General features: G+C 59.9%; 21 protein-coding genes and 1 tRNA gene. 8 read left to right on the top strand and 14 right to left on the bottom strand.

Annotated elements, in window-relative coordinates:
- Positions 1 to 17: 17 nt before the first annotated feature.
- Positions 18 to 938 (top strand): NAD(P)/FAD-dependent oxidoreductase, encoded by a 921-nt coding sequence (locus K3166_RS05090; protein WP_221423586.1) that lies wholly within the window; start codon positions 18 to 20, stop codon positions 936 to 938.
- On the opposite strand, the gene rimM is transcribed toward K3166_RS05090, so the two are convergent.
- The 5 genes from rimM to K3166_RS05065 all read right to left on the bottom strand — a co-directional run bounded on the left by rimM (position 935) and on the right by K3166_RS05065 (position 4,100).
- Positions 935 to 1,420 (bottom strand): ribosome maturation factor RimM, encoded by a 486-nt coding sequence (gene rimM / locus K3166_RS05085; protein WP_221423585.1) that lies wholly within the window; start codon positions 1,418 to 1,420, stop codon positions 935 to 937. The two genes, K3166_RS05090 and rimM, sit on opposite strands and share 4 nt — an antisense overlap.
- A gap of 8 nt (positions 1,421 to 1,428) precedes the next feature.
- Positions 1,429 to 1,908, bottom strand: a complete 480-nt coding sequence (gene rpsP / locus K3166_RS05080; RefSeq protein ID WP_221423584.1) for a 30S ribosomal protein S16 — start codon at positions 1,906 to 1,908, stop codon at positions 1,429 to 1,431.
- A gap of 35 nt (positions 1,909 to 1,943) precedes the next feature.
- Positions 1,944 to 3,437, bottom strand: coding sequence for a signal recognition particle protein (ffh, locus tag K3166_RS05075; protein ID WP_221423583.1), 1,494 nt, complete (start codon positions 3,435 to 3,437; stop codon positions 1,944 to 1,946).
- 166 nt (positions 3,438 to 3,603) lie between these two features.
- A tRNA-Ala gene (locus K3166_RS05070) sits at positions 3,604 to 3,679 on the bottom strand.
- 91 nt (positions 3,680 to 3,770) lie between these two features.
- Positions 3,771 to 4,100 carry a TIGR02300 family protein gene (locus tag K3166_RS05065; RefSeq protein WP_221423582.1) on the bottom strand — a complete coding sequence of 110 codons (330 nt, stop codon included), beginning with the start codon at positions 4,098 to 4,100 and terminating at the stop codon, positions 3,771 to 3,773.
- A 116-nt stretch (positions 4,101 to 4,216) separates the two neighbouring features.
- On the opposite strand from K3166_RS05065, the gene aroA reads away from it, so the two are divergent.
- The 6 genes from aroA (at position 4,217) to K3166_RS05035 (ending at position 10,247) form a co-directional block, all read left to right on the top strand.
- Complete coding sequence (gene aroA / locus K3166_RS05060) at positions 4,217 to 5,581, top strand: 3-phosphoshikimate 1-carboxyvinyltransferase (protein WP_221423581.1); 1,365 nt, start codon at positions 4,217 to 4,219, stop codon at positions 5,579 to 5,581.
- Positions 5,581 to 5,835, top strand: coding sequence for a CBU_0592 family membrane protein (locus K3166_RS05055; RefSeq protein WP_425594579.1), 255 nt, complete (start codon positions 5,581 to 5,583; stop codon positions 5,833 to 5,835). Before aroA ends, K3166_RS05055 begins: the two co-directional genes overlap by 1 nt.
- Positions 5,832 to 6,455 (top strand): (d)CMP kinase, encoded by a 624-nt coding sequence (locus K3166_RS05050; RefSeq protein ID WP_221423579.1) that lies wholly within the window; start codon positions 5,832 to 5,834, stop codon positions 6,453 to 6,455. Before K3166_RS05055 ends, K3166_RS05050 begins: the two co-directional genes overlap by 4 nt.
- Positions 6,456 to 6,675: 220 nt before the next feature.
- Positions 6,676 to 8,379 carry a 30S ribosomal protein S1 gene (gene rpsA, locus K3166_RS05045; protein ID WP_221423578.1) on the top strand — a complete coding sequence of 568 codons (1,704 nt, stop codon included), beginning with the start codon at positions 6,676 to 6,678 and terminating at the stop codon, positions 8,377 to 8,379.
- A 132-nt stretch (positions 8,380 to 8,511) separates the two neighbouring features.
- Positions 8,512 to 9,267: a hydroxyacylglutathione hydrolase gene (gloB, locus tag K3166_RS05040; protein WP_221423577.1), complete on the top strand. Its 756-nt coding sequence runs from the start codon at positions 8,512 to 8,514 to the stop codon at positions 9,265 to 9,267.
- A 5-nt stretch (positions 9,268 to 9,272) separates the two neighbouring features.
- Positions 9,273 to 10,247 carry an NADPH:quinone oxidoreductase family protein gene (locus tag K3166_RS05035; protein WP_221423576.1) on the top strand — a complete coding sequence of 325 codons (975 nt, stop codon included), beginning with the start codon at positions 9,273 to 9,275 and terminating at the stop codon, positions 10,245 to 10,247.
- 4 nt (positions 10,248 to 10,251) lie between these two features.
- Here K3166_RS05035 and K3166_RS05030 read toward each other — a convergent pair whose 3' ends face one another.
- From K3166_RS05030 to K3166_RS04990, 9 genes are all read right to left on the bottom strand, one after another.
- Entirely contained in the window at positions 10,252 to 10,812 is a 561-nt protein-coding gene (locus K3166_RS05030; RefSeq protein ID WP_221423575.1) for a PepSY domain-containing protein, read from the bottom strand.
- 119 nt (positions 10,813 to 10,931) lie between these two features.
- Positions 10,932 to 11,504, bottom strand: a complete 573-nt coding sequence (locus tag K3166_RS05025; protein WP_221423574.1) for a F0F1 ATP synthase subunit B family protein — start codon at positions 11,502 to 11,504, stop codon at positions 10,932 to 10,934.
- A complete protein-coding gene (locus K3166_RS05020; RefSeq protein ID WP_221423573.1) occupies positions 11,497 to 11,991 on the bottom strand; it encodes a F0F1 ATP synthase subunit B family protein in 495 nt (164 codons plus the stop codon). The genes K3166_RS05025 and K3166_RS05020 overlap by 8 nt, the downstream gene beginning before the upstream one ends.
- Positions 11,992 to 12,073: 82 nt before the next feature.
- Entirely contained in the window at positions 12,074 to 12,301 is a 228-nt protein-coding gene (locus K3166_RS05015; RefSeq protein ID WP_138615694.1) for a F0F1 ATP synthase subunit C, read from the bottom strand.
- 40 nt (positions 12,302 to 12,341) lie between these two features.
- Positions 12,342 to 13,130, bottom strand: coding sequence for a F0F1 ATP synthase subunit A (locus tag K3166_RS05010; protein WP_282098808.1), 789 nt, complete (start codon positions 13,128 to 13,130; stop codon positions 12,342 to 12,344).
- 52 nt (positions 13,131 to 13,182) lie between these two features.
- Positions 13,183 to 13,503, bottom strand: a complete 321-nt coding sequence (locus K3166_RS05005) for an AtpZ/AtpI family protein (RefSeq protein ID WP_221423572.1) — start codon at positions 13,501 to 13,503, stop codon at positions 13,183 to 13,185.
- A gap of 181 nt (positions 13,504 to 13,684) precedes the next feature.
- On the bottom strand, positions 13,685 to 14,089 hold the full coding sequence (locus K3166_RS05000) for a YdbL family probable chaperone protein (protein ID WP_247714743.1): 405 nt from the start codon (positions 14,087 to 14,089) through the stop codon (positions 13,685 to 13,687).
- Positions 14,089 to 14,271 (bottom strand): YnbE family lipoprotein, encoded by a 183-nt coding sequence (locus tag K3166_RS04995; RefSeq protein ID WP_247714742.1) that lies wholly within the window; start codon positions 14,269 to 14,271, stop codon positions 14,089 to 14,091. The genes K3166_RS05000 and K3166_RS04995 overlap by 1 nt, the downstream gene beginning before the upstream one ends.
- Positions 14,272 to 14,336: 65 nt before the next feature.
- Positions 14,337 to 17,579 (bottom strand): intermembrane phospholipid transport protein YdbH family protein, encoded by a 3,243-nt coding sequence (locus K3166_RS04990; RefSeq protein WP_247714741.1) that lies wholly within the window; start codon positions 17,577 to 17,579, stop codon positions 14,337 to 14,339.
- A 53-nt stretch (positions 17,580 to 17,632) separates the two neighbouring features.
- On the opposite strand from K3166_RS04990, the gene radC reads away from it, so the two are divergent.
- Positions 17,633 to 18,331, top strand: a complete 699-nt coding sequence (gene radC, locus K3166_RS04985; protein ID WP_221423570.1) for a RadC family protein — start codon at positions 17,633 to 17,635, stop codon at positions 18,329 to 18,331.
- Positions 18,332 to 18,338 lie beyond the last annotated feature (7 nt).

Genomic DNA, 18,338 nt, shown 5'->3' with positions numbered 1-18,338 from the left:
CGTGCGTTCACACACCCATGACAGAAACACCTGACGATTGCATCATAGTGGGCGCTGGCCCCGCCGGCCTGACTGCCGCGATCTATCTTGCGCGCTATCACCTGAAAATCCGCCTGTTCGATTGCGGGACGAGCCGTGCAAGCTGGATCCCGACAAGCCACAATCACGCAGGCTTCCCCGACGGTATCAATGGTGAGGAACTGCTCGAACGCATGCGCGAGCAAGCCGCCAAATACGGCGCAATGCGCGAACCCAAGCGGGTGAGCGACCTGCGCAAGGACGGCGACTGTTTCACCGTGACCACGGACGATGCCGCCTTCCGCGCGCGAACGGTCCTGCTCGCCACAGGTGTGGTCAACAACCGGCCCGAAGGAATGAGCGACCAGTTCCACGACGAAGCGCTTTCACGCGGTTTGCTGAGATATTGTCCCGTGTGCGACGGCTATGAAGTCACCGACAAGCGAGTTGCCGTCATCGGATCAGGCGATCACGGCACCGCCGAAGCGCAGTTCATCCGCGGCTTCACCAGCGATGTGACATTGATTTCTCCGGAGGGTGACCACGACCTGTCGGACGGATGTTCAGCGCAGCTGGACGAGGCGGGAATAGTACGCGTGGCCGGTCCTTGCGGAGACTACAGCATCGATGGCGACAAAATTACCTTCGATACCGCTGAAGGCCGCATGAGCTTCGACAGCGCCTATCCCGCGCTGGGTTCGGTCATCCGCTCGGGCCTCGCCGAGAAATGCGGCGCCGAGCTTGGCGATGACGGGTGCATCGAAGTGAGCGACCACTACGAAACGAGCGTGCCTGAACTGTTCGCCGCAGGAGATGTGGTGGTTGGATTGGACCAGATCAGCGCCGCAATGGGCCAGGCAGGAATTGCTTCGACCACCATACGTAATCGGCTTGCCGAGAAGTCGCCGCTGAGACGCTAGGTAACGAAGTCGGAATTGATGGTCAGCTTTTCGCTATCCCATTCCGGCACCGCCTGCTTGGTCAGCGGAGCCATGAACTTCTTGCCGTCCGGCTTTTCAATTTCGATGATCTCGGTCGCGCCGAAATTTTCGACCGCGCAAATGCTGCCGATCGCTTCACCGGTTTCGGTGACCACTGGAAGCCCGAGCAAGTCAGAATAGTAGAACTCTCCCTCCTCCAGCGCCGGTAGCGCTTGCTGAGGGACAGTCAGAACCGTGCCGCGAAGGGCCTCGGCTTCGTTGCGGTTCGTGACTTCGGCGAAACGCGCAACCGCGCCGCCCTTGTTGTCGCTACGGATCTTGGAGAGCGTCAGGGCGCCCTCGTTGAAGCTTTTGTGCGGCTTCAGGGTTTCGACCCCCTCACCGAACAGCTTCAGACGGACTTCGCCCGTCACGCCGTGCGCACCGGTGACGGCTGCCAACGTGACGGGCTTGTCCTGCATGGAGACGATTACTCGCTCTTCGCTTCTTCAGCCGGTGCTTCTTCAGCTGCAGCTTCTTCAGCGGGAGCTTCTTCAGCAGTTGCTTCTTCAGTCGGAGCTTCAGCAGCGGTCTTGGCTTCTTCTTCAGCGGCCTTGGCAGCTTCTGCTGCTTCAGCTTCCTTGGTGGCCTTTTCTTCAGCGCGTTCCTTGGCGGCTTCGCCCGGCTCACCCTTCTTGGGGTTGTTGCGCGGTGCACGCTCAAGGATGCCGGCGGCATCGAAGAAACGCAGAACGCGGTCGCTCGGCTTGGCGCCAACGCTCAGCCAGTGACGTGCACGGTCTTCGTCGAGCTTCACGCGCTCGCCCGAATCCTTGGCCAGCATCGGGTTATAGGTGCCGATCTGCTCAAGGTACTTGCCGTCACGCGGGCTACGCGAATCCGACACAACAATGCGGTAATAAGGACGCTTTTTCGCACCACCGCGCGACAAACGAATTGCAACTGCCATTTTACTTCACCTTTCGAGTGTAAATATCTGAAATATTATTTTTTGTTCAACATATCGCGCAGGTCGGCCGGAAGCGTATCCGGATCGACTGTCGGCCCCTTGCCGCCGCCGGAGCCTAGCCCCGGAAGCCCGCCCATCGGTCCGGGTCCGCCCGGTCCGCCAAGACCCGGCATCGCAGCGCCCAAGCCGCCTTTGCCGAACAAGGCACCGAGGCCCTTGAGGCCGCCCATCTTCTTGATCTGCTTCATGGCCTTCGCCATTTCCTGGTGCATCTTGAGCACCTTGTTCACTTCCTGGACCTGAGTGCCCGAACCTGCCGCCACGCGCTTCTTGCGCTTGGCGTTGAGCAGCTTGGGCATCTTGCGCTCTTTCGGAGTCATCGAACCGATGATCGCGTCCATGTGGATCAGCACCTTGTCGTCCATGCCCGACTGCTGCATCGCCGCCTTGGCTTTCTTCATACCCGGCATCATACCGGCCAGAGCACCGAGGCCGCCCATGTTCTGCATCTGCTTCAGCTGCATGCGCAAATCGTCGAGGTCGAACTCGCCCTTCGCCATTTTCTTGGCGAGCGCTTCGGCCTCTTCTTCCTTGATCGCAGTCGCGGCCTTTTCGACCAGCGAGACAACGTCGCCCATGCCGAGAATGCGGCCGGCCACGCGGTTCGGATCGAATGCCTCGATGGCGTCGAGCTTTTCGCCAGTGCCGGCAAACTTGATCGGCTTGCCGGTGACATAACGCATCGACAGCGCTGCACCGCCGCGCGCATCGCCGTCCATCCGGGTCAGCACGACGCCAGTCAGCGGCACTTCGCCAGTGAAGCTCTGTGCGACGTTGACCGCGTCCTGTCCGGTCAGGCTATCGACGACCAGCAGAACTTCGGTGGGCGTCGAAACCGAGTTGATGGCCTTCATTTCCGCCATCAGAGCTTCGTCGACATGGAGCCGGCCCGCGGTATCGAGCAGCAGCACATCTGCCGCCTGAAGCTTGGCGCTTTCCATGGCGCGGCGGGCGATGTCGAGCGGTTGCTGGCCGGGCACGATTGGCAGGGTTGCCACATCGACCTGCTCGCCCAGGATTTTCAGCTGTTCCTGTGCGGCCGGACGGTTGACGTCCAGCGAGGCCATCATCGCCTTCTTACCATGCTTTTCGCGGAGCAATTTGCCCAGCTTTGCCGTCGTCGTCGTCTTACCCGAACCCTGCAGGCCGACCATCATAATGACGACCGGCGGCTTGGCGTTGAGATTCAGCCCTTCGACTTTTTCACCGCCGAGCATATCGACCAGCTCGTCATTGACGATCTTGACGACTTGCTGGCCCGGTGTGACCGATTTGAGGACTTCCGAGCCGATCGCCTTTTCGGTAACAGCATCAACGAAGCGGCGCACGACCGGCAGAGCGACATCGGCTTCGAGCAAGGCAATCCGCACTTCGCGCATGGCTTCGCGGACGTCGCCTTCATTGAGCGAGCCGCGACCCTTGAGGCGGTCGAATACATTGCCGAGCCGGTCGGACAGATTGTCAAACATGCCTGCTCCTTCCCCGCACATGCGGGATAAACGCGAAAAACGCCGGCGGACGAAAACTCGTCGGCCAGCGTGGGGTCAGACCCCTATGAAACCCAAACGTGTGCCCAGGTGTGGTGGAAGCAAGCCGCAGCCGTCGCCACGGCCTGCTACCATCAAATCCGGTAAATGGTGGAGCCTAGCGGGATCGAACCGCTGACCTCAACACTGCCAGTGTTGCGCTCTCCCAGCTGAGCTAAGGCCCCGAACCATTTTCAAACAACGCGCCTTTAACAACGCGTCGCCCTTGCGGGAGGCGCCCAATATAAGGGCCCTCACCGCAATGCAACAGATAAATCAGCTTTCGTCGGCGTTGTCGTCGTCGCCCTTGGACTTTGTTTCGACGCCGAGATCGTCGTCACCGCCAAGGTCGACTTCGTTATCGGGCGAATCGTCGTCCTCGTCGATATCTTCCAGCTCGTCATCGGCCAGATCGCTATCGGCTTCTGCCTTGTCGTCCTTCTTCTCTTCCTCGGCGAGGATGGGCTGCTTGGACTTGAGAACCGGTTCCGGCGACCACTCTTCACCGCATTCGATGCAGGTGACGGGTTCGTCCTTGGTAAGATCGTAGAAGCGAGTGCCGCAATTCGGGCAAGTGCGCTTGGTGCCCCATTCAGGTTTGACCATTTGTAATCCTTGGGTTTGCCGCCCCCGGCTTCGCGCCGGGTGGCCGTGAATTCGTAATTGTATTGATGGGATCCTGCAGGGCAGGAATCAACTGCGCGCGCGCCTTGCCAGAAGGTATGTGCGCTGTCAAAGCGCGCATCGCAAAGACTGCCTCTGGAATTGGAATTTCTGTGACCGCGCACCGCTTCATGCCATCAGGCCCGTTGACCGGACGTATCCGGGTGCCCGGCGACAAGTCAATCAGCCACCGATCGCTGATGTTCGGTGCGCTCGCGGTTGGCAAGACTACCATTCGGGGATTGCTCGAAGGTGAAGACGTGCTCGCCACGGGCCGCGCGCTCGCCCAGATGGGGGCGAAGATCAGCAAGGAAGCCGATGGGAGCTATAGCGTGAACGGCGTGGGCGTCGGCACCTTGCTTCAGCCGCAAGGCGCGTTGGATATGGGCAATTCCGGCACTTCGACAAGGTTGCTGATGGGCCTTTTGGCCAGCCACGCGATTACTGCTGCCTTCACCGGTGACGCCAGTCTCTCGAAGCGGCCGATGAGCCGGGTGATCGACCCGCTCTCCCTGATGGGCGCAGCATTCACACCCTCGCCCGGCGGCACACTTCCGCTCGTCATGGAAGGCATCCAGCCCGGTGTACCAATCACCTATCGGCTGCCAGTCGCAAGCGCACAGGTGAAGAGCGCGATCCTGCTGGCGGCGCTCAATACGCCGGGCACTACTACAGTAATCGAACCGGTGCCCACGCGGGACCACACCGAACGTATGCTGCACGGCTTTGGAGTCGATGTGCAGGTTGATGTCATCGACGGTGAACGGCACATTTCGATCACCGGACCTGCCGATCTCACGCCATGCGATATCGAAGTGCCGGGCGATCCATCGTCTGCCGCATTCTTCGCTGTTGCGGCGAGCATCGTGCCCGATAGCGACCTCGTGATCGAAAACGTCGGACTCAATCCCACCCGCGACGGCATCTTCAGGGTGCTGAAACAGATGGGCGCGAGCATCCAATATCTCGAAGAACGCGAAGTTGGAGGCGAGCCGGTTGCCGATCTCAGGGTACGCCACGCACCCCTCCAGGGTATTGAGGTCGATCCGGAAATCGCCCCAAGCATGATTGATGAATTTCCCGTGCTTTTTGTTGCAGCGTCCATGGCGACTGGCGCCACCGTGACCTCTGGTCTCGAAGAACTCCGCGTGAAGGAAAGCGACCGCTTGTCCGCAATGGCTTCGGCTTTGACGCAGGCCGGCGCGAAGATCAACGAGCGCGCTGACGGATTGCTGATCCACGGCTCCGGCGGAAAGCCTTTGGCGGGGGGAGGTCCAGTCACAACCCACCTCGATCACCGCATCGCCATGAGCATGGCGGTCGCAGGCCTGGCCAGCAAAGCAGGCGTCGAAGTGGATAGCACCGAGCCTATCGCGACCAGCTTTCCTAATTTCAGCGACCTGCTCGATGAGGCCGCGTCATGATGGATCTTGATTGGGCATCAATGGTCGGCTTTGTCGGCACCGCCTGTATTATCGGTGCATATGCCTATCTGACCTACGAGGATAATCCCAACCCCTTCATCCTCCACGGCACCAATTTGACCGGAGCGGCGCTGCTGACCGTTTCACTGGTCGTGCACACCAATTGGCCGAGCCTCGTTCTTGAAGGTTTCTGGGCAGCAATTGCCATCTGGGGGTTGGCCAAGGCCCTGCGCGGGCGCAGGAAGAACGGATGATTATCGCTGTCGACGGACCGACTGCCTCGGGCAAGGGCACCATTGCGAAAGCGTTGGCCGAGCATTTTGGCCTGCCGCATCTCGATACCGGACTGCTGTATCGCGCAGTCGGACGACAAGTTTTCCTCAATGGCGGAAATCCCGATGACAGCCGCGATGCACTTGCTGCGGTGAGCTTTCCTGACGAACTGCTCGACGATCCGCATTTGCGTGACGAAGAGACGGGCGGCCTGGCAAGCCGGGTTTCGGTCCACCCATCAGTGCGCGAGGCATTATTCGAACGCCAGCGTGCATTTGCCACGCAGCCGGGCGGCGCAGTTCTTGATGGCCGGGACATTGGCACGGTCATCGCGCCCGAGGCCGAGGCCAAACTGTTCGTTACCGCCAGCGTAGAAGCCCGCGCACGCCGCCGGTTTCTCGAAATGCGCGAACGCGGCGCAGGCGTAACCTTGCTGGAAATTCAGGACGATCTGCGCCGACGTGACGATCGTGATCGCAGCCGCTCGGTTGCCCCGCTGGTTCCCGCAGGAGATGCCTTCGTGATCGACACAAGCCATCTGGACCGGGACGAAGCAATCACCGCGGCGATCGAAGCCGTGAATACTGCGACCCCAGCCTAGGGCGCTACGCCGCATTTCCCTTGCTTTTAGGCGGCCATTCGCCTAGTCGCGCGCCCGTTCTCGCAATCTGTTGGATTGGAAGGACCTTCGCAGCCGCATCCGGCGCTGCGGAGACGACGGCCCTCTTGCCCCGTTGGCCCGGACAATAGTGTTCGGAGACGGGATAGACCCCGGGAAAACCGGTGGCCGGTAGCAAAACGTAAGTTAGGACTACTCACACATGGCAACCTCAGCCAACCCCACCCGCGACGATTTCGCGGCAATGCTCAACGAGCAGCTCGGTGGCGCCGACGACGGCGGCTTCGAAGGCCGCGTAGTTAAGGGCACCGTCACAGCCATCGAAAACGGCATGGCGCACATCGATGTCGGCCTGAAGAGCGAAGGCCGCGTCGACCTCAAAGAATTCATGCGCAACGAAGACGATCACGGCCTCAAAGTAGGTTCGGAAGTCGAAGTTTTCGTCGACCGCATCGAAAACGCTGATGGCGAAGCAATGCTCAGCCGCGACCGCGCACGCCGCGAAGCCGCCTGGGACAAGCTCGAAAGCGAATTCGGTGAAGGCAAGCGCGTCGACGGCCGTATCTTCGGCCGCGTCAAGGGCGGTTTCACTGTCGATCTCGACGGCGCCGTTGCATTCCTCCCCGGCAGCCAGGTCGACATCCGCCCCGTGCGCGATGTCACGCCGCTGATGGACATGCCGCAGCCGTTCCAGATCCTGAAGATGGATCGCCGCCGTGGTAACATCGTTGTTTCGCGTCGTGCGGTTCTCGAAGAGACCCGCGCGGAACAGCGCAGCGAACTGATCAACGACCTGGCCGAAAACCAGGTTATCGACGGCGTCGTGAAGAACATCACCGATTACGGTGCGTTCGTCGACCTCGGCGGTATCGACGGCCTGCTCCATGTCACCGACATGAGCTACAAGCGCGTCAACCACCCCAGCGAGATGATCGAAATCGGCCAGACCGTGACCGTTCAGATCATCCGCATCAACGAAGATACCCAGCGCATCAGCCTCGGCATGAAGCAGCTGGAATCGGATCCGTGGGATGGTGTCGCAGCCAAGTACCCCGTCGGCATGAAGATGACGGGCACCGTCACCAACATCACCGAATATGGCGCATTCGTCGAAATCGAGCCGGGCATCGAAGGCCTGGTCCACGTTTCGGAAATGAGCTGGACCAAGAAGAACGTTCACCCGGGCAAGATCGTCTCGACTTCGCAGGAAGTCGAAGTCATGGTCCTCGAAGTGGACAGCGAAAAGCGCCGCATTTCGCTTGGCCTCAAGCAGGCCCAGCGCAATCCGTGGGAAGAATTCGCAGATGCGAACCCCGTCGGTGCCAAGGTCCAGGGCGAAGTCAAGAACGCGACCGAATTCGGTCTGTTCATCGGCCTTCCGGGCGACGTCGACGGCATGGTCCACATGTCCGACATCGCATGGGGCATCTCGGGTGAAGACGCTCTCGCCCTTCACCGTAAGGGTGAAGAAGTCGAAGCAGTCGTTCTCGACGTCGACGTCGAGAAGGAACGCATCAGCCTCGGCATGAAGCAGCTCGAAAAGGGTGCTCCGACCGAAGCTGGCGCAGGCAGCTCGCTCCGCAAGAACCAGGTTGTCACTGTCACCGTCCTCGAAGTCCGCGATGGCGGCCTCGAAGTTCAGGTCGGCGAAGATGGCGCAACTGGCTTCGTCAAGCGTTCGGACCTCGGCCGTGATCGTGACGAGCAGCGTCCCGATCGCTTCCAGCCGGGTGCGAAAATCGATGCGATGGTCACTGGTTTCGACCGTTCGAAGAAGCCTACCTTCTCGATCAAGGCGCGTCAGATCGCCGAAGAGAAGGAAGCAGTTCAGCAGTTCGGTTCGTCGGATTCGGGTGCGTCGCTTGGCGACATCCTCGGCGAAGCGCTGAAGAAGAAGGAAGACTAAGCTCGAAAACGAGCTCCTTCGGGTACGCAGAAAGGCCCGCTTGCCATACCGGCAGGCGGGCCTTTCTTATGCGCCGGATCAAGGTTAGGCTGCGCGTTGAGTTTCCGAAAGCGATAGGGCAGCCCGACCACCATGCTTGAAGTCCACCAGTTCCCTTGCCTGTCCGATAACTACGGCTTCCTGGTCCATGATCCGGATAGCAAAGAGACCGCCGCAATCGATACGCCCGACGGTGCCGAATACCTCAAGCAGGCCTCGCTCAAGGGCTGGACGATTACCCAGATCTGGAACACCCATTGGCATCCGGACCATGCCGGCGGGAACAAGGTGATTGTCGAAGCGACTGGCGCCGCGATCATCGCCCCGCAAGAGGTGGAGAAGCTTTCCCCCATCGACCGCGTAGTGGGCAATGGCGACACCGTCGCACTGGGCGATTGGCAAGCACGGGTGATCGACGTCTCCGGTCACACCAACGGGCATATCGCCTATCATCTTCCCAAGGCCGACATCGCATTCGTCGGTGACAGCGTATTCGCACTCGGCTGCGGGAGAATGTTCGAAGGCGAACCACATCAGTTCTGGAACAGCCTCGACCGTATCCGCCAATTGCCCGCAAACACCCAATTGTTCTGCGCGCACGAATACACGGCGGCAAATGCGAAGTTTGCGCTCCATGCCGATCCGGACAATGCCGAACTGCGACTCTATGCAGCGCGCGTGGAGGAAAAGCGTGCGAAGGGCGAACCGACAGTGCCCACCCTGCTCTCCCGCGAACTTGCGACAAACCCTTTCCTCCGCGCCGACAACGCCGATTTGCGGGACCGCTGGGGCGGCAGCTCACCGGCAGAGACCTTTGCCGCGCTCCGAGCGGCCAAGGATGCGTTCTGATTACAATGAAGGCGCTCACGGTTCGGATGCTGTCAGACGACCTGTCAGGCGCAGCTCTGGAGGACCTGCCCAAACCTCAACCGCTTGAAGGCGACGTTCTGGTCCGTGTCCGGGCGGCCTCGCTCAACTATCCAGACCTCTTGATGACGCGCGGAGAATACCAGTTCAAGCCAGCGCTCCCCTTCGTGAGCGGGCTGGAGATGAGCGGTGAAGTCATCGAAGCATCGGCAGGATGCGAATTTTCGAAAGGCGAGCGGGTAATGGGCGGTGCAAAAACCGGTGCCTTTGCCGAGTTCATCGCCCTTCCCGCACAGTCACTGCGCACTGTGCCCGAAACCCTAAGCTACGAAGAAGCGGCGGCAATGGGCGCCGCCTATCACACAGCCTATGTCGCACTGGTCGAACTAGGCGGTCTGGAGCCCGGGCAGACTGTCCTGATACACGGCGCGAGCGGCGGAGTAGGCCTCGCCGCCTGCGATCTGGCGAAGGCGCTGGGCGCGCGAGTGATCGCGGCAACCCACAGGGCTGACAAGCTGGAAGCGCTCAAACGCGCTGCGAGGCCCGACGCGGCAATCTTGAATACCGGACGGTTCCGCGACGAAATCGCTGATTTGACAGATGGCCGCCTGTGCGACCTGGTTTTCGATCCGGTTGGCGGAGACGTGTTCGACGAGAGCACACGCTGCGTAACATTCGGAGGCAAGCTGCTCGTCGTGGGATTTGTAGCGGGACGCATTCCGGAAATTGCAGTCAATATCCCGCTGATCAAGGGTTTTTCCGTCGTGGGAGTCCGAGCAGGTGAGTACGCTCGACGTTTTCCTGAACGCGGTAAACGGATTGCTGAAACCCTGGACGCACTGGCAAACGATAGGAAAATTACACCTCACATCGATAGCACGCTGCCCCTCGCCAAATGGAGAGAGGCGTTCGAAGCGATGGACAGGGGCGAGATCATCGGAAAAATCGTGCTGACGCCCTGAAGCCTCAGCCCAAGGCAACAAATCCAGCGAATGCAGCAAGCCCGACAATGCTCGACCCGATAGTCAGCTTGCGGAACGCCTTGACCTGAAGGCCCATGATTAAACCGCTGAGAACAAGCATGAACAGGACAACCGCGAGCAGTGTTGCATAGACCTTGAAGACTGTGCTGCCCTTTGCCTTGTGAAGCTGGACCAACCAGCGGTGGAAGGTCGCTTCCTTGATTGCAACTTCGGCCACCATCGGATCTTCAGTCGCCGTGACAGATGCCTCGCTGCGCGCGCCGGTCCACGCGAGCGAGATATCATCGCCTTCGCCGCTTACGCTCGCTGACCCGCTCGGTGCTGGCAGGCCCCTTTGCGCGAGCGCTTCGATAGCTATGCCCCTAAGTGCCGCTTCGTCTGCCTGCGCTATCGGTTGCTCGAGGGTCACCATCACGGTGTCCTCGCGCCATTCGCCCTTGTTGCCCCAAGTGTAGAGAGCGCCAGTAATCAGGAACATCAGCACCGCAGGAAACATGAAGGCGGCTGCTATTAGGTGGAGTTTGGTCAGGGTTGCGCGATTCACGTGGAGCCTCTTTTTTGATAACGCCTCGCAATAGCGAGAAATCGAACTATGGAAAGAAAAAAGCGCGCGATACCCACAGGCAGCGCGCGCTTCTATAAATTTCGATTAGTTATTGCCGCTTAGATGTCGGCGATCACCTTGTCAGCCAGTGCACGATCAGCAGCAGCGTCATGCTTTTCTGCGATCAGCTTGCGGCTGGCCGAAGTCGCGGCCATCGCAGCGCGATTACGCACATCATCAATGGCTTCACGTTCCGCTGCGGAGATCTTGTCTTCCGCCATACGCTTACGACGCTCGACCATCGCCTTGCTGTCGGCTTCCGCCTTTACGAGCAAAGCGTCCGCTTCATGCTGGGCATTTTCCAGCATGGCTTCCGCGTCCTTTTCGGCGCCAGCAATCTTGTCAGCATACTCTTGACGAAGAGCCTCGGCCTCGGCCCGGAGCTGCTTCGCTTCGTCGAGCTGCTGCTTGATCGCTGCGATCTTGCTGTCGAGACCGGCGGCGATCGTCTTGTGAACCTTCGCGCCCAGGAAAGCGATAGCCAGCAGAACCAGCATCGAGATCGAGACCCACTGGTAAGGCGCCAGGCCCAACAGTTCGGGTTCGACATGTTTGCCTGCACCGGCATCGACTTCGGTATTTACCTGAGCCGCTTCGGTGGCGAACACTTCTGGCAGTTGGGTATTAGCCATTGGCCATCGCCTCCTTGACCGCTTTGCTGGCGGCGGGCTTGGTTACAGTGACGCCGGCAAGCGTTTTTACGATGTCCTGCGCCGCCTCGACAGCAACGTTTTCAACTTCGGTCAACGCTTCGCTGCGAGCCTCGTCGATGCGGGCTTCCGCGTCGGCGAGCTTCTTGTCGATCCGTGCCTGTGCAGCCTTTAGCTTCTTGTCGGACTTGGCAGCAGCCTCGTCCTTGGCCTTGGCAACGATTGCCTGTGCGGCAGCACGGTTCTCGTTCTCACGCACACGCCACGCTTCTTCCTGTTCGTCGGCTGCATCGCGCGATGCCTTGGCAGCGGCGAGGTCCGAAGCGATCTGGCTGTCGCGCTGGGACACGGTTTCCATTACCTTGGGAACCATGGTCCGGCCGACGACGAAGAACGTAATGCCGAAGAACACCAGCAACCAGAAAACCTGGCTGGACCATGTGTCGGCAAGCTGTGCTATCTGTGGCATTGCAGCTCTCGAAAAGCGGGTACGGGAAATTCAATGCACCGGCCGGGAATATCCCGACCGGTGCGATCACGATTGTCGTCGATTAAGCGACGAAGATCAGGATCATGGCAACGACGAACGCCAGCAGGCCGAGAAGCTCGGCAGCGGCGAAGCCGATGAACAGACGGCCCTGCTGGCCGTCGGCAGCGCCAGGATTGCGCAGCGCGCTTTCGAGGAACGAACCGAAGACGTTACCAACGCCGATCGCAGCCATACCGGCACCGATTGCAGCAAGACCAGCACCGATGAGCTTTGCAGCTTCTTGTTCCATGACAAACTCCTTTGGGAAAAACTTTGGTTAAATTAGGATCTTAGTGAAGGTTTTCGGCGTCGTTGATATAAAGTGCAGTCAACAACGCGAACACGTAGGCCTGGATACCGGCAACGAGCAGTTCGAGCGCGCAGATACCGATCATCAGGATAAAGCTTGGAAGGCCGACAAGCAGGCCAAAGCCTACACCGGCATTGGCACCGTCAATCACGAAGCTGGAGAGAACTTCCAGCAGGACGTGGCCGGCCATCATTGCAACAAACAGTCGCAGGGCCAGGCTGAACGGACGAACCATGAAGGAGATGAACTCGATCGGCGCGATGATCGGGATCATCGGCAGCGGCGTGCCTTGCGGCACGAACAGGCTGAAGAAATGGAAGCCATGCTTCCAGAAGCCGACCAGCAAGACGATCGAGAAACTGATAATCGCGAGCACGCCGGTGACGGTGAAGTGGCTCGTGAAGGTAAAGGGATGCACGCCTGCGATGCCCAGCGGCAGGAGGCCGAGGAGGTTCGCAAACAGAATGAACATGAAGAGGCTGAAAACATAGGGCACGTATTTGCGCCCGGCTTTGCCAATGTTCGCCTCGAGCATGTCGTCGATGAAGCCGGTGAAAGTTTCCACCATCATCTGCCAGCGCCCGGGCACCAGCTGGCGCCTCATGCCGCCAAGCACGAAGAGAAACAGCACCACCGTAGTGATGAGCATCCACCACGCGCTGTTGGTGAAAGCGATGTTGTAACCCGCAACTTCCCAGCCATCAGTGCCGGCGAGCGGCTTGATGGTGAACTGGTACATCGGATCGACTTTGGCCTGTTCGGCTGCCACGTCTTTAAGGTCCCTAAATCCTGTAACTAACGCCCCGAAAACCCCTTGAGGGTTATTCATCGGGACGCCGATTTGCCGCGCGGATGACGTTCCTGAAGGCGACGATTATCCCAAGGAACAATCCCACCAACAGACCCCACGGATTGGTGCCGGTAAAATAGCCAATGGCATAACCGATCGCCGTTCCGCCAAGAATCCCCCCGAGCAGGTCCGCCAACACCCGATTGCCGCTGCGATAGTTCGCGTCAGCTCCAGAGCCTTGCGGGCGGTTGCGTTGCTCTTCGCGCTGCTGGGCGGCTGAAAGCCGCTTTTCCAGCGCGTCGATCCGCGCATCCTCCTCGATTGGTTCCCGTGCGGGTTTGTCATCGCTCATGCCATGCTCCTTTTTCTAAGGGGTTTGCGCGGCACGCGCAGGGACTTGCCCGCCAAGGGCGCCGCCCCCTTAGAAGGGGGGCTTTTGCGAGTCAACATGAAGGACCCGCGAATTGCGCCTTTCTGAAGGTTGCCACGACGCTGCGCGACGAAGACGAGCCTGCCCCACTTACCGGGAATGACTACGGACAGCGCGAATCGCGCATCGGGGCGGCGCTGGTACGCGTCTGCCAGGTGCCATCAGGCGCCTGGTATTTTTCGCCCGGTGTCGTCGCCAGAATTGCCTGGCAACCTGCCGTCAGGGCATATTCTTCAAGCGTCGCATTATTAGCCTGTGCGCGTTCCGCATAAACGGCACGCCGCTTGATGTTGATGTCGTTGACGACCCGGCGGAGTTCGGGCGTTTCAGCGCCGACAATACCCAGATATCCGTCCATCTTCTCGCCAACCTGGCCAGATGCACGAGCTGATGCATAGGCCGGATCGCGCTGGGCGAAAGCCGGGGATGCAATTCCGCCCAGAGCCACAGCCAGTGCCGCAGCACCCAATGCTGTCCTGGTAATCGACTTGCTCATAAAATCACCCATCAGAAAATATCCGCATTATCTTCGATCGTATTGCCTGCATCTTCTGCGAGGCGGTAGATCACTTCCTGCCGGATATTGACGTTAAGCTCGATCACGATCGGCTCGTCGGGGGCTTCGATAGTAATGCACCCGGCCAACGCGAGCGGGAATGCCGCAACCGCCAATTTCCGCCAACTCTTCATCCCTTGTGCATTCTGCATGGCGCGTCTTGTTGCAAGGGGCGAAGGGTCAGTCAAATATGCTCGTATCATCGCGCATCCTCGCTTTCCTGGTCCTGAATGGTGGGTTCATCCGGAATAATGTCTTCCGGGTCGATTTCGGGTTCGGCTTCTTCGCCGGTGATTGAGCGGCGAAGGAAACGTGTGCCATCGTCACTGAGCAGGCCCAATTCGCGCGGGTCACGCACCGCAGATGGGTCGTACAGCGCCTTCATGGAGGTCAGCAGTTGATAGAATTGAGCGCGGATATTGATCCGGAACTGGATGGGTAGCTTGGCAATCTGCCGCGTGATCAGATTGCTGTCAGCGCCCTCTCCCTGCCGCACACCATCGAAGCGAACGCGGGTCACGATTTCACCCGCCAGCGGGCCTTCCATGACGACGCTCATCTGGGAATAATCCATGCTGCGAAGCGCCTGGAATGCATAATTCGCGATGGCAGACAGGTCTTCGTAGGTGAGTTCGCCCACATACGACAGATTGCCGCCCGGCGCACGGGAGATGAGCACGCCCTGATCAATGCGACCATTCCCGTCGGCGTCGAATACGATCGGCACCGTTCCATCGAAAATGCCGGTCGCCGAAATGTTCTCAAGCTCCATCTCGGCAACGAACTGCGCAGCATCGAGTCCGACGATCTCAAAAACGTAATTGCGCTCTTCACTTACACCGAAACGGAAATCCACTTCGCGCAGGATGAGCTCGCCGCCCATGAATGGCCAGCGGCCTCCTGCCACTGACAGGAGCTCGCCATCGCGCAAATCAAACTCAATTTCGCCGCCGAGCACCTCGATACCCGGATTAACCGAAGCCACCTGCAAGGTCTGGCCGGGTGCCGTTGTCAGGCCCAGCAGGTCTGTGAACCGGATCGTCCCGCTTGCGCCCTTCACCGGACCGAACGCGGCCGCAAAGTCGACGCCGTCGCTGGAGAATTCTCCGGTGCTGGTCACCTCACCTTCGCTTGACCAATTAATTTGCCCGTTTCCGGTTACGGTGCCTTCGGCATTGGCGATCACGCCGAGCGCCAGAGGTGTCAGGTCGACCGGCTGAAGTCCGTCATCGAACCGCAATCCGGGCACATCCAGCAAAGCATATCCCGCCCCGCTCGACAGATTGTGCTCAAGATCTACCGTGGTAACGAGCTGATCGCTTGCCGGGTGATACAAGGCAGCTTTCGCCGTGATGATATTGTCCATCAGGACGAGCGATGCATCGCGCGCAGAAAGCGGCTCGAACCGGTCAGGCTCTTCTTTATCCAATAACCGGAAGGAGGCTCCTGCGATCGTGAAGCGGCTGTCGGTATAATCCCACTCGCCCGAGGCATTCGCGATGTCCAACGGCACCGATGAGAGGTCGATTTCTGCGTCGGAGAAGGTACCGGCAATATTATCTCCCAGCGTCGCATCGAGATCGGTGATCGCAAAGCGGCTCGCGGAGTCGGATGGGCCGAGCGTGATTTTCAGGTCGCGGGCTCGCAAGGTGCCGGGCCAGGCAAAGGCCACCGGCCCGCTGGCAATCCGAACCGGCGTTTCTGCAAGGGAGCCAGCCAGCTCGAGCGAGGGTGCTCCTACCGCAAGCTGTAATCCATTCGGTCCATAGCGAAGTATGGTTCCTCCAGGTGGCGGGCACAGTGTCAGCCCGGGACCGGCAATGTTGAGGTTGGAAAATGCAAGCCGTCTGAAGGAAACGCGCGTGCAATCGCGCCATAGAGCCAATGCGCCGCCGGGATCATATCGTCCGCTTACCGGAAGCGACAAGCCATCGACCATACCGCCCTGAAGCGGACCGCTCGCCTCGATTGATCCGGCAAAGCCGAGCGCCCCATTGGCCCCCTGCGAAATGGTCATGCCCGGTATCGCCAGCCTGGAACCGCCAGCTTCGTATGGCATCATGGAAAGGCGGAATACCGGCCCTGCCGCGCCAGCGCGTTCCATTCTGCCGGTGATCCTGGGGAGGCCTGGCCCGGCCATTGCAAGATTGCCCGAATAGCGCGGCGCATTGCCGGACTTTGCACTTAACTCCACTCTCGACAGTGACGCGATCCGGGCGCCGGTGCCGCCAGTAAGCTCGGCTTGCGGCACGACCAGCGAGTATCCCTCTTGATCCGCCCTGTAACGCACCCTTGCCTGAAGCGCGCTCCCGCGGGTCTGGGCTTGCAAGGCCGAAGCCATTTGCTTTGCGAGCGGTTCCAGGAGAGTGCCCTCGCCTGATGTCGCCAGACCTTCGACACCGGCGATAAAAGTCCGGCCCGGCCTCAGCCCATTCCCTTCTATGTCTCCGTCCAGGTCTATGCGGGAAAGGTCGGTACGGGCACGCAGAAGACCCTCAGCCGTGAGGACGGCAGCATTCGCATGAGGCGTCTCGACGCCGCGAGCCGCGATAGAATAGCGTGTCGTGGCTGTTTCATCGCCAAACCGCATTCGCATATTACCCGCGAGGGATTGGATATCGACGCCTGGAACGCGGGCCTGCTTGGTTCCGATACGGGCCCGGAGCTGCGGGTCGGCAAATTCTGCATCAGTCTCACCCACCAATTCCGCGACGAGGCCGCCGAGCATGACATTGGAAGCCGGACAACGCAGGCTATCTTGCCGCAGAGGACCCTCGAACCTTGGGCGTCCGGAGCTGGTCGTTATCTTGCCATACAGTGTGGTGCCTTGCGCACTACATTGGCCGAAGGACAGCTCTGGCGCCGTTGCAGCCAGAATGCCCGCGAAACCGTCGTCAACGCGGCCCTGGCCTTCAATCTTGAGCCCGACGGGCCCGTAGTCCGTTTCGATCAAGCCCCGGCCATCACGGATGGTCATCTCTAATGCGGGTAGTCCCGGCTCGTCGCTCCCCTCACCGAACACGAACGGGTCAAGCGAGCCGAAACTCAGCGTTCCGTCCACGAAGGTCCCGTAAAGCCGCGGCTCGACCAAGGTTATCGATCCGATTTTCGGCAGTCCGAACTGGTGCTCCAGTTCAACAATAACCTGCCGTGCAGTCAGGTCGGGCGCATCTGGGTCGCCGACAAGCAGATTGGAAAGTACCTGCGTTTGACCGCCGATCCGTTCAATTTCGTACTCAGCGGGGATGCCATACGCATCCAATTGCTGGCGTATCAGGTCGTCGGCGATCGTCTCCCTACTCGACCACGCGGTGAGCGAGAGCGCGACCAGCAACAAGAAGGTCAAGCCGGGCACGGCATAACGCTTCTTGCGCCAGCGCGGCCGGTAATCAGATCCTGAGTCTTGCGCGACCTCTTCCATCGCGTGCACACTTGCGCGCATCGAGCTGCGAAGGCAATGCAAGCCTTTGTAAGAGCGCAAGATGGGGTCGAAATTTGTCAGACAGCGGGACTAAGCTGAAAGACCACTCGGGTGCCGGGCATAGGGAACGGCTGAGGCAGCGCTTGCTGAAAGGCGGCGCAGAGGCGCTCGCCGATTATGAACTGCTCGAATATCTCCTGTTCGGCGCCTTCCGCCAAGGAGACACCAAGCCGCTCGCGAAGCGGCTTATCGAACAATTCGGGTCATTTTCGGGCGTTCTCAATGCGGACCCGCAAGCGCTGGCCCGGGTGAAAGGCATGGGCGAATCGAGCGCGGCGACACTGAGTGCTGTTGCTCTATCCGCACGCCGAATGGCGCGCGGTCAGATCGAAGATCAGCCCGTTCTCGGCAGCTGGCAATCGCTGCTCGATTATCTTGCGATCGACATGAGCCATTTGAAGCATGAGCGCGTCCGGGTGCTGTACCTCGACACGCGCAACCGCCTGATCCTCGATCACCTGGCTGCCGAGGGGTCGGTCGATGAGGCCGCGATCCATCCGCGCGAAGTGATCCGCAAGGCATTCGACATAGGGGCGACCGCACTGATTCTCGTACACAATCACCCAAGCGGCGATCCTGAGCCGAGCCGCGCCGATATTCAGATCACCAATCGGATCGCGGAAGCTGGCAGATTGCTCAACATCACGGTCCACGACCACGTCATCGTAGGGCGCGGCAGTCATGTATCCTTGCGAGCGAAAGGACTCATTTAGCCCCTCG

Origin of the sequence: Qipengyuania psychrotolerans, assembly GCF_019711355.1 — a bacterium.
GTDB lineage: Bacteria > Pseudomonadota > Alphaproteobacteria > Sphingomonadales > Sphingomonadaceae > Qipengyuania > Qipengyuania psychrotolerans.
This window is presented reverse-complemented; position numbering and strand designations above follow the sequence as displayed.

Excerpts from the sequence above, each read along its gene's own strand:
- K3166_RS05090 (WP_221423586.1), top strand. The coding sequence starts at position 18 with ATGACAGAAACACCTGACGATTGCATCATAGTGGGCGCTGGCCCCGCC.
- rimM (WP_221423585.1), bottom strand. The coding sequence starts at position 1,420 with ATGCAGGACAAGCCCGTCACGTTGGCAGCCGTCACCGGTGCGCACGGC.
- rpsP (WP_221423584.1), bottom strand. The coding sequence starts at position 1,908 with ATGGCAGTTGCAATTCGTTTGTCGCGCGGTGGTGCGAAAAAGCGTCCT.
- ffh (WP_221423583.1), bottom strand. The coding sequence starts at position 3,437 with ATGTTTGACAATCTGTCCGACCGGCTCGGCAATGTATTCGACCGCCTC.
- K3166_RS05065 (WP_221423582.1), bottom strand. The coding sequence starts at position 4,100 with ATGGTCAAACCTGAATGGGGCACCAAGCGCACTTGCCCGAATTGCGGC.
- aroA (WP_221423581.1), top strand. The coding sequence starts at position 4,217 with ATGTGCGCTGTCAAAGCGCGCATCGCAAAGACTGCCTCTGGAATTGGA.
- K3166_RS05055 (WP_425594579.1), top strand. The coding sequence starts at position 5,581 with ATGGATCTTGATTGGGCATCAATGGTCGGCTTTGTCGGCACCGCCTGT.
- K3166_RS05050 (WP_221423579.1), top strand. The coding sequence starts at position 5,832 with ATGATTATCGCTGTCGACGGACCGACTGCCTCGGGCAAGGGCACCATT.
- rpsA (WP_221423578.1), top strand. The coding sequence starts at position 6,676 with ATGGCAACCTCAGCCAACCCCACCCGCGACGATTTCGCGGCAATGCTC.
- gloB (WP_221423577.1), top strand. The coding sequence starts at position 8,512 with ATGCTTGAAGTCCACCAGTTCCCTTGCCTGTCCGATAACTACGGCTTC.
- K3166_RS05035 (WP_221423576.1), top strand. The coding sequence starts at position 9,273 with ATGAAGGCGCTCACGGTTCGGATGCTGTCAGACGACCTGTCAGGCGCA.
- K3166_RS05025 (WP_221423574.1), bottom strand. The coding sequence starts at position 11,504 with ATGGCTAATACCCAACTGCCAGAAGTGTTCGCCACCGAAGCGGCTCAG.
- K3166_RS05020 (WP_221423573.1), bottom strand. The coding sequence starts at position 11,991 with ATGCCACAGATAGCACAGCTTGCCGACACATGGTCCAGCCAGGTTTTC.
- K3166_RS05015 (WP_138615694.1), bottom strand. The coding sequence starts at position 12,301 with ATGGAACAAGAAGCTGCAAAGCTCATCGGTGCTGGTCTTGCTGCAATC.
- K3166_RS05005 (WP_221423572.1), bottom strand. The coding sequence starts at position 13,503 with ATGAGCGATGACAAACCCGCACGGGAACCAATCGAGGAGGATGCGCGG.
- K3166_RS05000 (WP_247714743.1), bottom strand. The coding sequence starts at position 14,089 with ATGGGTGATTTTATGAGCAAGTCGATTACCAGGACAGCATTGGGTGCT.
- K3166_RS04995 (WP_247714742.1), bottom strand. The coding sequence starts at position 14,271 with ATGAAGAGTTGGCGGAAATTGGCGGTTGCGGCATTCCCGCTCGCGTTG.
- K3166_RS04990 (WP_247714741.1), bottom strand. The coding sequence starts at position 17,579 with ATGCGCGCAAGTGTGCACGCGATGGAAGAGGTCGCGCAAGACTCAGGA.